Annotated in this window: 10 protein-coding genes; 6 read left to right on the top strand and 4 right to left on the bottom strand. The window is 60.5% G+C overall.

Annotated features, from left to right (window positions below; genetic code table 11):
* Positions 1-39: 39 nt before the first annotated feature.
* On the top strand, positions 40-447 hold the full coding sequence (locus AADV58_RS09500; RefSeq protein WP_341743023.1) for an ATP-binding protein: 408 nt from the start codon (positions 40-42) through the stop codon (positions 445-447).
* Here AADV58_RS09500 and AADV58_RS09495 read toward each other — a convergent pair.
* From AADV58_RS09495 to AADV58_RS09480, 4 genes are read right to left on the bottom strand one after another with little or no spacing between them, the layout of a single operon-like run.
* Complete coding sequence (locus AADV58_RS09495; protein WP_341743022.1) at positions 435-2,915, bottom strand: ABC transporter permease; 2,481 nt, start codon at positions 2,913-2,915, stop codon at positions 435-437. The genes AADV58_RS09500 and AADV58_RS09495 overlap by 13 nt on opposite strands.
* Entirely contained in the window at positions 2,912-4,270 is a 1,359-nt protein-coding gene (radA, locus tag AADV58_RS09490; RefSeq protein WP_028995644.1) for a DNA repair protein RadA, read from the bottom strand. Before radA ends, AADV58_RS09495 begins: the two co-directional genes overlap by 4 nt.
* Complete coding sequence (gene alr, locus AADV58_RS09485) at positions 4,271-5,365, bottom strand: alanine racemase (protein WP_341743021.1); 1,095 nt, start codon at positions 5,363-5,365, stop codon at positions 4,271-4,273.
* Positions 5,362-6,264 (bottom strand): LysR family transcriptional regulator, encoded by a 903-nt coding sequence (locus tag AADV58_RS09480; RefSeq protein WP_341743020.1) that lies wholly within the window; start codon positions 6,262-6,264, stop codon positions 5,362-5,364. Before AADV58_RS09480 ends, alr begins: the two co-directional genes overlap by 4 nt.
* A gap of 192 nt (positions 6,265-6,456) precedes the next feature.
* Between AADV58_RS09480 and lplT the strand changes: the two genes are divergently transcribed.
* From lplT to AADV58_RS09455, 5 genes are all read left to right on the top strand, one after another.
* A complete protein-coding gene (gene lplT / locus AADV58_RS09475) occupies positions 6,457-7,719 on the top strand; it encodes a lysophospholipid transporter LplT (protein WP_341743019.1) in 1,263 nt (420 codons plus the stop codon).
* A gap of 2 nt (positions 7,720-7,721) precedes the next feature.
* Positions 7,722-8,087 carry a cupin domain-containing protein gene (locus AADV58_RS09470; protein WP_341743018.1) on the top strand — a complete coding sequence of 122 codons (366 nt, stop codon included), beginning with the start codon at positions 7,722-7,724 and terminating at the stop codon, positions 8,085-8,087.
* Positions 8,088-8,143: 56 nt separating this feature from the next.
* Positions 8,144-11,008 (top strand): SNF2-related protein, encoded by a 2,865-nt coding sequence (locus AADV58_RS09465; protein WP_341743017.1) that lies wholly within the window; start codon positions 8,144-8,146, stop codon positions 11,006-11,008.
* Positions 11,009-11,184: 176 nt separating this feature from the next.
* Positions 11,185-12,297 (top strand): protein adenylyltransferase Fic, encoded by a 1,113-nt coding sequence (gene fic / locus AADV58_RS09460; RefSeq protein WP_341743016.1) that lies wholly within the window; start codon positions 11,185-11,187, stop codon positions 12,295-12,297.
* 72 nt (positions 12,298-12,369) lie between these two features.
* Positions 12,370-15,507, top strand: coding sequence for a site-specific DNA-methyltransferase (locus AADV58_RS09455; protein WP_341743015.1), 3,138 nt, complete (start codon positions 12,370-12,372; stop codon positions 15,505-15,507).
* Positions 15,508-15,527: the final 20 nt, after the last annotated feature.

Genomic DNA, 15,527 nt, shown 5'->3' with positions numbered 1-15,527 from the left:
GATGTGATTTAATCATTGCCCTGTCGTCCTGTTTTTGTCATGAACGAACATTCTACGGAAATTTCAGTCCCGGCGCGCCACCAAGCGCTGACCGAACTCAACGCCGGAATCGCCGCTGCCTGCGTACGCTTGGGCGTTGGCGAAGCGGACTGCCTGCGCCTGCAGCTGCTCGCCGAGGAATTGTTCATCAACACCATCGACCATGGCCTGCAGGGAAACAGCGACAGCATCGTCCGCCTGGTTGTCGGACACGACGACGGTGGCCTGACGCTGCGTTACGAGGATGAAGCGCCGGCCTTCAATCCCTTCCTGCCGCCCGCCACAACGGACGGCGACGACAGCATCGGCGGACTCGGTCTGGCCCTGCTGGCCGGCATGAGCCTAACGCAGCACTATCGCCGTGAAGGCGAGCGCAACATCGTCGAGATCAGCCTTCAGGCGCCCTGACGCAGCGCCGCCAGCGGTGGCACGGCGAGCAGCCGGTGCATGCCCAGCCAGCCGGCCAGGGTGGTCGCCAGCGCACAAAGCACCGCTGCCAGCAGCGGCGACGTCCAGGAAAACACGGGGTCGAGCTGGAACACCTGACGCGCCAGCAACTGGCCGACCACCGCCGCGCCCAGCGCCGCAATCAGGCCGGCCAGCGCGCCGACGGCCGCCAGTTCGACCAGCATTGCGGCACGCAATTGATCGCGGCGAGCGCCCAACGCGCGCATCACGGCCAGTTCGAAACGCCGCTCGTCGATCGCCGACAACAGCGCGGCGTACAGCACCACGGCGCCGGCCGCCAGCGTGAACAGGAAAACCACCTGAACGGCGGCGACCACCTGCCCGACCACCGACTGGATCTGGGCCAGGATGGCATCGATGTCGATCACCGTCAGATTGGGGAATTCCTCGACCAACCGTGCCGCCGCCGGACGCTGCGCGGCGTTCAGGTGGAAGCTGGTGATGTAGCTGGCCGGCGCGTCTTCGAGCACACCCGGCGGCGTCAGCACGAAGAAATTCACGCGCATCGAATCCCAGTCGAGTTTGCGCAGGCTGGTCACCTCGACCGGCTTTTCGACGCCGGCCACCGAAAACACCAGGCGGTCGCCGAGGGCGATGCCCAGGGTTTTGGCCAGCCCGGCCTCGACCGAGGCTTCGCCGGCCTTGCCGGAGAACCAGCGCCCGCTGACCAGTTCATTGCCCGTCGGCAGGTCGGCCCGCCAGGAGAGGTTGAATTCGCGTTCGATCAAGCGTTGCGCCCGGTCATCCTCAGGAAAATCGGCGGCACTGATCGGCCGCTCATTGACGCTGAGCAGGCGGGCGCGGACCATCGGCGCCAGTTCGGCGGCGATGCCCTGCCCGGCCAGCCAGTCGGCCACCGCCTGGCGCTGGTCCTGCTGGATGTTGATCACGAAACGGTTCGGCGCGTCGGCCGGCACCGATTTCTGCCAGGCCTCGACCAGCTCCAGCCGGGTCACGCCGAGCAGCAGCAAGGCCATCAGACCGATACCGAGGGCGACGACCTTCAGGGTATTGGCCGCGCCATGCCGCGCCAGCGTCGCCAGGCCCTGACGCCAGCCGAAGCCGGCACCGCCGCGCAGCCGGCCGGCCAGACCCACGGCCAGCCAGGCAATGCCCCAGAACAAGGCCAGCGCCCCGACAAAACCGCCCACCGCGAGCAAGCCCAGGCGCAAATCGCCGGCCGCACGCACGATCAGCACGGCCAGCAGCAGGAAACCGAACAGGTAACCGATGACCGCCAGCGGCGCCGGTGGCCCCAGTTCCCGGCGCAGTACCCGCAGGGTCGGCACCCGCGCCAGTTGCAACAATGGCGGCACGGCGAAACCGAACAGCAGCACGGCAGCGACCAGCAGGCCTTCGAGGACCGGGCCACTGCCGGGCATCGGCAACTGCGCGCCAAGCAGGCCGCTCATCGCCGAGACCAGCGCGAAATGCGCGGCAAAGCCGAGCAGCACGCCAAGCAAGGTGGCCAGCAGGGTCATCATCAGAAAACCCAGCACGTGCAGGCGCAACAGCCCGCCCTGGGTCGTTCCCAGGCAACGCAGCACGGCGCAGGCATCGAGATGGCGCTGCATGTAGCGGCGCGCCGCCAGGGCCACGGCGATGGCCGACAGGATCACCGTCAGCAAGGTCGCCAGACCGAGGAAACGCTGCGCCTTGTCGAGCGCATTGCGCACTTCCGGACGGGCATCGGCGATTCCTTCCAGACGCTGGCCGCGATCCAGCCGGCTTTCGGCCCACTCGCGCCAGCCGGCCAGCGCCGGATCGCTGCCGGCCAACAGCAACCGGTAACGGACGCGGGCGCCGAACTGGATCAGCCCGCTGGCCGGCACATCGTCGATATGCATCATCAAGCGCGGCGCCACCGAAAACAGGTTGAAGCTGCGATCCGGTTCCTGGGTCAGCACGCCGGCTGCCGGCAACTGCAGTTCGCCAACCCCGACCTTCGCCCCCGGCGTCAGCGCCAGCAGGCCGAACAGGCGGGCATCGCCCCAGACGCTGCCGGCGGATGGCCCGCCGGCCACCGCCTGATCTTCGCCATCGACCTGAGCAGCCAGACGCAACTGCCCGCGCAAGGGATAAGCGCTGCCGACCGCCTTGATTTCGACCAGTTGCGCCCGCCCATCGGCGAAAACCATGCTCGGGAAAACCAGCGTACGCACGGCACGCAGGCCGCGCGCCTGCGCTTCGCGGACGAATGCCTCGTCGATCGACTGATCGGCGACCAGCACCAGATCGGCGCCGAGCATCTGGCGCGCTTCCAGTTCCAGCGTGCGGCCGACCCGGTCGGCCAGGAAGCCGACCGCCGACACGGCGGCAACGGCGATGCACAGAGCGACGAACAGCAGGCGCAACTCGCCGGCGCGCAATTCGCGCTTGAGCATGCGCCAGGCCAGACCCAACATCATTGCAGCTCCCGGATACGCTGGACGGCTTCCTCGACGCGCTTGACGGCGATCACCTCCATGCCGGGAATGGCCTGGCGCGGCCGGTTGGCTTCAGGAATCAGCGCCCGCGTGAAACCGAGCTTGGCCGCTTCCTTCAGGCGCTCCTGACCGCGTGGCGCGGGCCGGATTTCACCGGCCAGACCAACTTCACCAAACACTATAAGTTTCTCTGGCAATGCCTTGTTTTTCAATGAAGAAGTAATTGCCATAATGACTGCCAGATCGCCTGCCGGTTCGCCGATCTTGACCCCGCCGACGGCATTGACGAAGACGTCCTGATCGAAGCAGACGATGCCGGCGTGGCGGTGCAACACCGCCAGCAGCATGGCCAGACGCTGCGCGTCCAGCCCCACCGTCAGCCGGCGCGGGTTACCATGCGCGGTATCGACCAGCGCCTGGATTTCCACCAGCAGCGGCCGCGTTCCCTCCTGCGTCACCATCACGCACGACCCGGCGACTTCCTGGCCGTGCTGCGACAGGAACATCGCCGACGGATTGCTGACCCCCTTGAGGCCGGTCTCGGTCATGGCGAAGACGCCAAGTTCGTTGACCGCGCCGAAACGGTTCTTGACCGCGCGCACCAGGCGGAAACTGGAATGCGTGTCGCCCTCGAAATAGAGCACGGTATCAACCACGTGTTCGAGCACGCGCGGCCCGGCCAGCGCGCCCTCCTTAGTCACGTGGCCGACCAGGATCACGGTGATGCCGGCCTGCTTGGCCAGGCGCGTCAGTTGCGCCGCGCATTCGCGCACCTGGGCGACCGACCCCGGCGCACTCGACAACTGATCGGACCACAGCGTCTGGATCGAGTCGATCACCGCCACCTGCGGTTGCTCGGCCTGCAGCGTCGCCAGAATGCGCTCGAGGTTGATCTCGGCCATCAGCGGCAGATTGCCGGTATCGAGATTGAGCCGGCGGGCGCGCAACGCCACCTGCTGCCCGGATTCCTCGCCGGTCACGTAAAGCACCTTGTGCGCCTGGGCCAGATGCGCCAGCGCCTGCAGCAGCAAGGTACTCTTGCCGATGCCCGGATCGCCGCCGATCAGCACCACGCCGCCGCCGACCAGACCCCCGCCGAGCGCGCGATCGAACTCGCCGATGCCGGTCGCGATGCGGTCGGCCTCACGCGCTTCGATGTCGGCCAGGTTCTGCAGCTTCGCCGCCGGGGCCAGCGACTCGAAACGGTGGTTGCCGGGTTTTTCGGCAATCGTCTCGACCAGCGTGTTCCAGGCATTGCAGCCGGGGCACTGGCCCTGCCACTTGGGGCTGGTCGCCCCGCATTCGGTACAACTGTAGAGCGTCTTGGCTTTGGCCATTTATTGTCCGTCGATGGTCACCGGCACGCGCGGCGCCAGGGCACAGAATAGTTCGTAGGCAATGGTGCCGGCAGCGGCGGCCACCGCGTCGGCTGGCACGTAACCGGCCTCGCCCGGCCCCCACAACGTCACCGGACTGCCGATGCCGGCGTCGGGGATATCGTTGAGATCGCAGGCCAGCATGTCCATCGACACCCGGCCGACGGTACGCGTCAGCTTGCCGGCAACGGCAATCGGCGTGCCGGTCGGCGCATGACGCGGATAGCCGTCGGCGTAACCGCAGGCGACGATGCCGATGCGCATCGGCCGTTCGGCAACATAGGTGCCGCCGTAGCCGATGCGTTCGCCGGTGGCGACCGTCTGCACGCCCATGATCCGGCTTTCCAGGACCATCGCCGGCTGCAGGCCGAATTCCTCGGCCGACTGGTCGGCAAACGGCGAGGCACCGTAGAGCATGATCCCCGGCCGTACCCAGTCGCCGTGCGCCAACGGGTGACGCAGGATGGCTGCCGAATTGCCCAGGCTGACCGGCCCGTGCCATTCGCCAGCCATCGCCTGGAAGCGTTCCAGTTGCCAAAGCACACCGCGCTCGCCGTCGGCTTCGGCGAAATGCGTCATCAACGTCAGGTTGAGCGCAGGAATCCGCTTCAGGCGCTCCCAGGCGGTCGGCAGCGCGCTTTCGGTGAAACCGAGGCGGTTCATGCCGGTATTGAGTTTGAGATAGACGCTCAGCGGTCGGTCGGTGCGGGCCTGCGCGGCCAGCATGTCGATCTGCTCCAGGCAATGGACCACACTGTGCAGGCCGTGTTCGACCACCTGTTTGGCGTCGTGGATGCCGAAAATGCCTTCAAGCAGCAGGATGGGCTGGCGCACGCCGTGTTCGCGCAGGGCGACGGCGTTTTCGCATTCGAGCAGGGCAAAGCCGTCGGCCTCGCTGCGCAGGGCGTCCACGGCGCGCAGCTGGCCGTGACCGTAGGCGTCGGCCTTGACCACCGCCCAGGCCCAGGCATCCGGCGCATGCGCCTTGGCCTGGCGATAATTGTTGAGAATGGCCGCCGGCCGGATGCGGGCGCGGATCGGGCGGGAAATCTTCATGCTGCGTGCTCCTTGAGCTGGCGCCGGGCGAAATCGATGAAGGTGGTCAGCACCCGCGACTGGAAACGTTCCTGCGGGTGAATCAGGTAGAGGCCGCGCTTGAGCGGCGGGTCGAGCGGAATCCCGCGCAATTCGCCGAGCGCCACCTCGCGGGCGGCCACCGCGCGCGACACGATGGCAAACCCCAGGCCGGTGGCGACGACGCCCTTGAGCGCTTCCGGACTACCCAGTTCCATCTGCGCCTTCAGGCTTTCCGGGGCAATGCCGTGCTCGGCAAAATAAGCGTCGGTGATTTCGCGCGTTCCCGACCCCGGCTCGCGCGAGATGAATTCGTAATCGGCGAGGTCGGCCGGACGCAACACCTGAAACTCGGCCAGCGGATAATCCGGCACGCAGATGACCTGCAGTTCGTCCTCGCAACACATCCGGCTTTCCAGCCCGGACAGTTTCGCCGGCGCTTCGATCAGGCCGACGTCGAGCGTATGTTCGGCGACCTGGCCTTCGATGCTCTCCGAATTGCCGACGATCAGCCGGGCCCTGACCTGCGGGTAGAGCGCATTGAATTCGCCAAGCACGCGCGGCAGCATGAATTCGGCAATCGTCGTGCTGGCGCCGACCAGCAGCGGCCCGCGCATTTCGCCGGTCATCTCGCCGATGCGGATGTCCATCTCGTCGGACAAGGCGAGTATCTTGCGGGCGTATTCGAAGGCCAGTTCGCCGGCCGGCGTCAGCGAAATGCTGCCGTGCCGACGCTCGAACAGGCGGGTGGCGTATTGTTCTTCCAGTTGCCGGATCTGGAAGGTGACCGCCGGCTGTGTCATGAACAGGGCATCGGCAGCGCGGGTGAAACTCAGATGTTTGGCTACGGCATGAAATACCTGCAAACGCCGGTCAGCCATGGCAGAACTCCAGAACGGGTAAAGCGCTATTCAACCACATTCACCCACCGCTCCGCGTAACGGCGTGTATTTTTCCCCGGTCGCTGTCATCAAACGGTAAGCAAGGGCCTTCAGGCTGCGCTACCCGCCATCGGCGAGTGCATTCCGTGGTATAAACCTCGCCCAAAGTAATAGATTAAGAGACAAAGTTTCGTGCCGTTCGGCTTCTACATCATCATGGCCGCGCAATTCTTTTCCGCGCTGGCCGACAACGCCCTGCTGATCGTCGCCATTGCCGCCCTGCGCGACATGCAGGCGCCGGCCGAATACGAGCCTTTGCTCAAGACCTGCTTCACCATTTCCTACGTTGCCCTGGCTGCCTTTGTCGGCGCCTTTGCCGACTCGATGCCCAAGGGCCGGGTCATGCTGATCAGCAACAGCATCAAGATTTTCGGTTGTGGACTCATGTTTCTCCACATCCACCCGCTCGCCGCCTACGCCATCGTCGGACTGGGTGCCGCCGCCTATTCGCCGGCCAAGTACGGCATCCTCACCGAATACCTGCCGCACCGCCTGCTGGTCGTGGCCAACGGCTGGATCGAAGGCCTGACCGTCGGCGCCATCATCCTCGGCGTCGTCATCGGCGGCCTGCTGATCCAGCCCAACGTGACCAGCCACCTGCTGAGCTTCGATTTCCCGCTGATCGATACCGGACTCGACACCACCGCCGAAATCGCCGTCGCCATCATCGCCCTGCTCTACCTGCTGGCCGCGCTATTCAATTTCTTTGTCCCCAACACCGGCGTCGACCACAAGCCGCTGAAGAAGAATCCGCTCTATCTGATCCACGAGTTCAATCACTGCCTGAAACTGCTCTGGCGTGACCGGCTCGGCCAGATATCCCTGGCCGTCACCACCCTGTTCTGGGGTGCCGGCGCAACGCTGCAGTTCATCGTCATCAAGTGGTCCGAAAGCGCGCTCGGCCTCAATCTTTCGCAATCCTCCATGCTTCAGGGCGTGGTCGCGGTCGGCGTCGCCACCGGCGCCATCGTCGCCGCCAAGTTCATCACCCTGCGCAAGTCGGTACGGGTCATCCCACTCGGCATCGCCATGGGCATCATCGTCCTGGTCATGAACTTCGTCCGCGACATGTGGCTGGCCGTCCCGCTGCTGATCCTGATCGGTGCACTATCTGGCTTCTTCGTCGTACCGATGAACGCCCTGCTCCAGCACCGCGGCCACATCCTGATGGGTGCCGGCCACTCGATCGCCGTGCAGAATTTCAACGAAAACCTGTCGATCCTGATCATGACCGGCCTGTACTACGTGATGATCCGCGCCGACATGTCGATCTACTGGGTACTGACGCTGTTCGGGCTGTTCGTCAGCGGCATCATGTACCTGATCCGCGAACGCCACCTGGCCAACCAGCGCGACCGCGACGACGTGATGCACCTGGACGATTCCCCGCACTGACCATGACGCTGCAAACCTACGCAGGCGTCGCCCCCTACATCACCAAGGACGGCTCCGAAATCCGCGAACTGATGCACCCGTCGGTACACGGCAATCGTGCGCAAAGCCTCGCCGAAGCCACCATCCTGCCCGGCTGCAAAACCGAACTGCACCGCCACGCGATCACCGAAGAGCTTTACCACATCACCGCCGGCACCGGCCTGATGACCCTGGGCCAGGAACATTTCCCCGTCCGCCCGGGCGACACCATCTGCATTCCCCCAGGCACGCCACACTGCATCGAAGCCACCGGCGAGGCGCCGCTCAAGCTGCTGTGCTGCTGTTCACCGGCTTACGACCACGCGGATACGGAGTTGCTTCAGGGCTAAATTTCGCATTACCGGAAGACAATGTAATATCCCAGGACTATCAAAGGGAGAAAGCATTGGCGACAGAACAAATTTCAGCCTTTCACGGCAAGTACTACGCCTGGGAACTGACCCGCCGCCGCGCTGCCGGTGAAGAAGACCGCATTGCCCAATCCCTCTTCGACGCCAGCGTAGACCTCAACCCGCACCAGATCGATGCAGCGCTGTTCGCGCTCAACAACCCACTCAGCAAGGGCGTTGTCCTCGCCGATGAAGTCGGTCTCGGCAAAACCATTGAAGCCGCGTTGGTGCTTTGCCAACTGTGGGCCGAGCGTAAACGCCGGCTGATCGTCATCTGCCCGGCCGCGCTGCGCAAGCAATGGGCACTCGAACTGAGTGAGAAATTCAACCTTCCCGCCGAAGTCCTCGACGCCCGCACCTGGAAAGACCTGCAACTACGCGGCACTTACGCCCCGTTCGACCGCGATGTGATCAGCGTCTGCTCCTACCATTTCGCCGCCCGAATGGAACAGGCCATCGGCAGCATTCCCTGGGACGTCGCCGTCATCGACGAAGCGCACAAGCTGCGCAACGCCCACCGTAAGAGCCACGCCACCGGCCAAAGCCTGAAGCGTTCGCTGGCCGGCCGCAAAAAACTGCTGCTCACTGCCACGCCGCTGCAAAACTCCTTGATGGAGCTTTACGGCCTCACCTCGCTGATTGACGAAGAAATCTTCGGTGACGAACGCAGCTTCCGCTCCCAGTACGGCAATATCGACGGCGACCTGCAAGCGCTGCGCCGCCGCCTGACGCCCTTCATCAAGCGCACCTTGCGCAAGGACGTCCTCGAATACGTCCCCTACACCCAGCGTCACGCACTGACCACGCCCTTCAAGCCGAGCGAGGACGAACACCAGCTCTACGAACTGGTTTCAACCTATCTACAGCGGGATTTCAGCTACGGCTTCCCGCAACGGCAAAAGCATCTGGTCGGGCTGATCCTGCGCAAGCTGCTCGCATCGTCGACCGAAGCCATCACCGCCACGCTGGAAGCCATCCGCAGCCGCCTGCAAAAATTGCTCGACAAGCAAAGCATCGACGAAGAATGGTTCGCCCATCTGGTTGAAGACGACGATCTCGAAGACGAATTGCTCGAAGCCGCCGAAGACGAAGCCCTAGAAACCGAAGGCAATCCGGAAGGCATCGACTACGCCCTGGTCAAACAGGAGCTGGCGGAACTTGACCGCTACCTGGCGCTCGCCCGCACCATCCGCGAAGATCAAAAATCCCACGCCCTGCTGCACGCCTTGCAGCAAGGTTTCGCGCGCATGCAAGGCATGGGCGCGGCGCGCAAAGTCGTCATCTTCACCGAATCCCGGCGCACCCAGGACTACCTCGCCCGCTTTCTCGAAGCCCACGGCTACGCCGGCAAGGTGGTCACCTTCAGTGGCACCAACAATACCCAGAGCGCCACCGGCATCTACCAGCGCTGGCTGGCCAAGTTCAGCGGCAGCGACCGCGTCACCGGCTCCCCCGCCATCGACCGCCGCACTGCGCTGATCGACCACTTCCGCGCCGACGCCGAAATCCTCATCGCCACAGAAGCCGCCGCCGAAGGCGTCAACCTCCAGTTCTGCTCGCTGCTCGTCAATTACGACCTGCCCTGGAACCCGCAACGGGTCGAACAGCGCATCGGTCGCTGCCATCGTTACGGCCAACAGTTCGACGTGGTCGTCATCAACTTCCTCAACCAGCGCAACGCCGCCGACCAGCGCGTGCTGGAACTGCTGCAGGATAAATTCCACCTGTTCGACGGCGTCTTCGGCGCTTCCGACCAGATACTCGGCCAGATCGAAAGCGGCATCGACTTTGAAAAACGCATCGCCGAAATCTACGACCGCTGCCGCACCCCGGCCGCCATCGAAGCTGCCTTCGCCACCCTGCGCGCCGAACTCGAAGAAGACATCCAGGCCCGTATGGCCCACACCGAGCAACTGCTGCTCGAACACTTCGACGCCGACATCCACGACCTGCTGCGCAGCCAAAAAGAAAAAGCCGAAAGCCAGCTCGACCGCATCACCCGCTATTTCTGGAAACTCAGCCAACTGATCCTGTCCGGCCACGCCCGCTTCGACAGCCAAACGCTTGCCTTCACCCTGCAAACCCCGCCGCTGCTTGCCGCGCCGTCCGGGCTTTACCACCTGATCCGCAAGGGCCAGACCCCACCCGACCACGCCCGTATCTATCGCCTGACCCATCCCCTTGGCGAATACGTCCTGGAACGCGGCCGCCATCTGGAAACACCGCCCAACCACCTGCATTTCGACGCCAGCGGCCAAAAACCGCGCATCGCCATGCTCGAACAACTGGCCGGGCAAAGCGGCTGGCTGCAACTCAACCTGCTCGAACTCGACAGCTTCCAGCGCGAGGAGCACCTGGTCTTCACCGCGCAGAACGATGCCGGCGAAATCCTGGAACAGGAAATCTGCGAAAAACTCTTCCAGATCGCTGCAGAGACCCGGCCGCTGGACGGCCTGACGCCGCCCGACAGCCTCGCCGGCAATGCCCGCCAGCAACTGCAAGCCGCCCTCGCCCGCGCCCTTGAACAAAACGACCAGTACTTCCAGCAAGAACGGGAAAAGCTCGATGCCTGGGCGGAAGACCGAATTTACGCCGCCGAACAGGCGCTCCAGGACACCAAGCTCAAACTCAAGGCCTTGAAGCGCCAGGCGCGCACTGCCATGAGCATGGACGAGGCCCGCCGCCTGCAAGAAGAAACCCGCAAGGTCGAAGGCGAACAACGCCGGCAGCGCCAAGCCATCTTCGAAGTGGAGGACGACATCGAAGCCAAGCGCGACGCCCTTATCGCCGCGCTGGAAAAGCGTCTGCACCAAGCCAGCAACACCCGCGTGCTATTCACGATACGCTGGTCGGTCGGCTAAACCGACAACGTGTCGATGAAATCAAATTTCATCGACACGTTTTTTCGATATGTCGTCGCCGTCGACACGAGGCAAAAACGTGTCGATGTTTTTTAAAAAAATCGACACGTTTGATTGACCTGTCGCCAGCAACGACATATCCTCCAAACCTGTCGCCAAAAATCGATTTCGACACCATGAGCCCTCCTGACTGGCACCCGGAACAGCCCTACAACGCCCTTCCCCTCCTGCCGCCCGGTCAGGAGATCGAAACCCGGGCGGTGCTCAAACGCTGCATCACCGCGCGGGCAGCCCTCGCCGAACTCAAGCAGGCTGCCGAGCTGATCCCCAATCAGGACATGCTCATCAACACCATTCCCCTGCTCGAAGCCAAAGACAGTTCGGAAATCGAAAACATCGTCACCAGCACCGACAAGCTCTTTCAGTTTGCCCAAAGCGACAGCCAGGCCGACCCGGCAACCAAGGAAGCCCTGCGCTACCGCACCGCGCTCTATCGTGGCTTCCGCTCGCTCGCCGAGCGTCCGCTATGTACCGCCACGGCCATCGAGGTTTGCCGCACGACCAAAGGCGTGGCCATGGATATCCGGCGCACGCCCGGTACCCGTCTGGCCAACGACCGCACAGGCGAAACCATCTACACCCCGCCGGAAGGCGAAACCCGGCTGCGCGACCTGCTTTCCAACTGGGAGAAATTCCTGCACTACCAGGAAGACATCGATCCCTTGGTGCGCATGGCGGTTGCCCATTACCAGTTCGAGGCCATCCACCCTTTCACCGACGGCAACGGCCGCGCCGGTCGGGTCATCAACATCCTCTACCTGATCCAGCAAGACCTGCTTGGCCTGCCCATCCTCTACCTGAGCCGGCACATCATTGCCCACAAGGCCGATTACTACCGGCTGCTGCTCGACGTCACGCGCCATGGCGCCTGGGAGCCCTGGATACTCTTCATGCTGCAAGCCGTTGAAGAAACCGCCCAATGGACCACCGCCAAGATCGCCGCCATCCGCGGCCTGGCCGAGCACACTGCCAACCACATCCGCGAAAAACAAGCCAAAATCTACAGCCGCGAACTGGTCGACGTCATCTTCGAGCAGCCCTACTGCCGCATCGCCAACCTGGTCGACAAGAAAATCGCCCAGCGCCAGGCTGCCTCAAGCTACCTCAAGGAGCTGGTCGGCATTGGCGTACTGAAAGAACTGCAAGTCGGCAGGGAAAAGCTGTTTACCCACCCCAAGCTGATGCAACTCCTCACCCGCGACAGCAACCAGTTTGCCGCCTACGCCTGAACATCGCCGAAAGCCGCACCGTACAGAAAATCCTACGGTCGACCGCCAGAAACCACGAAAAATCGAGACACCATGACGACCAGCGACAACCGCCAGCAACTCATCGCCAAGCTCAAAGAATTGTTCCAGATGGATCAGGCCGATCTCGACTTCGGCATCTACCGCATCATGAATACCAAGCGGGATGAAATTACCCGCTTCCTGGAACAAGACCTGATGCCCACCCTGCGTAGCACGCTGGAAAAATTTCAGCCCGCCGGGCAAGCAGAAAAACAAGCGGCACTCGAAGAGGCCATCAAGGCGGCGCATACCGCCGGCTTCGACCCGGAACAATCGCCCAAGGTGCAACAACTGCGTGCCGAATTGAGCCAAAGCGTCGACCTGGAGACGGAAGAAGAAACCATCTACTCTGACCTAACCACCTTCTTCAGCCGCTACTACCAAGGTGGTGACTTCATGTCGCTACGCCGCTACAAGGAGGGTGTCTATGCCCTTCCCTATGAGGGTGAAGAAGTCAAGCTGCATTGGGCCAATGCTGACCAGTACTACATCAAGACCGCCGAAAACTTCACCCGTTACGCCTTCAAGACCCCGCAAGGTCGCGTGCGTTTTGAACTGATCGCGGCCAGCACAGAGCGCGATAACGTAAAGGCCAGCGCAGAGAACGAACGCCGCTTCATCCTCGCCGAGCACCCGCTCGCCGAAGAAAACGGCGAACTGGTCATTTACTTTGAGTTTCGCCCCGACCCAGACAAACGCAAACAGAAGGAACTCAACACCCTGGCCGTCAGCAGCCTGCTGGCGCTGCCCGCTGGCGCGCCGCTAACTCAAGGCATTCAGCAGTGGGCAGGCTGGCAACAGGGATTAGCGAGCATCGCCGATCCGGAAAAAAGCAAAAGCCGCAGCCTGCTCGAAAAACACTTGAGCGACTACACCGCCAAGAACACCTTCGACTACTTCATCCATAAGGATCTCGGCAAATTCCTTCGCCGCGAACTGGACTTCTTCATCAAGAACGAAGTCATGCACCTGGACGACATCGAAGACGAAACCGCACCCAAGGTCGAGCAGTATCTTGCCCGCATCAAGGCCATGCGCCAGATCGCCCACAAGATCATCGCCTTTCTGGCGCAACTGGAAAATTTCCAGAAAAAACTCTGGCTAAAGAAGAAATTCGTGTTGGAAACCCAGTGGTTGATCACGCTGGATCGTATTGACGAAACCTTCTACCAAGAAATTTGCGAGCAGGCGGAAAAGCCCGTGCGCCGCTGGGATGGCATAACCCGCAGTCAGCGGGAAGAATGGGTGGAGTTTTTCGGTATCAACCAACCATCTATAGCGCCTCCAGATGAGAGTGGTGAATCGCTAATCAATAAACAGTCTCTTGCTTATTCGATTCCACTTACCCCTTCATTTCTTAAATCCAATCCATCCCTCGTGTTGGATACTGCATATTTCACTGAAGAATTAAAATATCGGCTATTGGCAGAAATTGAAAATCTGGATGAAGAAACCTGTGGTCTATTGGTGCATGGAGAAAACTTCCAAGGATTAAATTTATTACGGGATTGTTATCGAGAACGGGTTCGCTGTATTTATATTGATCCACCATACAATACTGGCGGTGACGGTTTTCCGTATAAAGACGGATATCAACATTCATCTTGGGCTAGCTTGATTTTTGACCGACTTTCTCTAGCTTCCGACTTTCTAAGAAAAGAAGGGGCAATTTTTGCAAGCATCGATGAAAATGAGTTTTCTATGTTGCGCCAAATTATGGGTAATATATTTGGGGAGCAGAATTTGTTGGCGGAATTCACTTGGTTATCGGAGGGGAATTTTGACAACCAAGCCAAAATCAAAATTGGCCATGAATACGTTATTGCCTTTGCAAAATCAGAACAAGATTTCCCATCCCCATCTGTTATAGACCCATCTATATCTCAGCAGAGCAAGTTATTCAATAAAGAAATAAGAAACACGATCATTAAAAATGGCCCAAAAAATCCAGTTAGCACCATAAATCTGCCATTAGGATTCCCAGCGGATTTTGAGCAAGGCGTCATCTATTCTGAATCCACTAGCTGGCCAAAATATTCAACAGACGTTTCTGTTAATAATTACCAGTTGGCAAGCGAGGTAAAGGCCGAAAGCGGCTGGAGTTCAAAAGCCCTTATTGAAGATTTTATAAATAATGGAATGCATCCGATAAATGACTCTAAAGGCCAGTTGACTCGATTTGTAATAACAAAGTCCGGCGCAATTGAGTCAATTAAGGAGAGAGGCTCGAATCACGGCTATGTTACGTCAATTATCAAATCCGTCGGGACTATACAGTCGACAAGTGCGATGCTTGAACACATGGGCGTCCCCTATCCTCACTACCCAAAACCCGTGCAATTTATCTCGTACATAACATCAATAGCAGAAGAAAATGACGGTATTGTTCTAGATTTTTTTGCCGGATCAGGTACCACAGCGCATGCTGTAGTTGAGGCTTCCAAAACGAAGAAAACAAATCGGAAATTTATTTGCATTGAGCAAGGTGATGTCTTTGATAAAGTCATCAAGCCAAGAGTATGTAAAGTTGCCTACTCATCCGAATGGAAAAAATCAAAGCCAGAAAAAGTTGACGGCGTAAGCCTTCTCACAAAATACATTCGTATCGAATCTTACGAAGATGCCTGTGACAATCTAACCCTTGCCCGAACCAAAGATCAGCAAAATTTACTTAACGCAGCCCCTGGGTTACGTGAAGGCTATTTCCTGAATTACATGCTGGATATCGAATCGCGCCAGCAATTACTCGATCTTGGCAAGTTCGCTGATCCGTTCAGTATCGAGATGACCATCGTCCGCCACGACGACGCCAAAAAAATCAAGGTCGATGTCGTTGAAACCTTTAACTACCTGCTCGGCCTGCGCATCGAAACCCTGCGCCGTATCAAGGGAATTCATGAGGTGATTGGCACCATGCCAAACGGTGACCGTACTCTGATTCTCTGGCGCAACACCCAGGAAACCAACAACGACGCACTCGACGAGTGGTTCCGGAAACAGGCCTATAACAGTCGTGACCGCGAATTCGACCTGATTTACGTCAATGGCGATAACAACCTGGAAAACCTGCGCCGTCCAGATGAAAGCTGGAAAGTACGCTTGATCGAAGAAGCCTTCCAAACGCTGATGTTTGATGTGGTAGACGTGTGATGACAACCATCAACAGCAAC

The sequence above is a fragment of the Azonexus hydrophilus genome, from assembly GCF_038368255.1.
Lineage (GTDB): Bacteria > Pseudomonadota > Gammaproteobacteria > Burkholderiales > Rhodocyclaceae > Azonexus > Azonexus hydrophilus.
The sequence above is the reverse complement of the archived record's forward strand: the minus strand, read 5'-3'. Positions and strand labels throughout refer to the sequence as shown.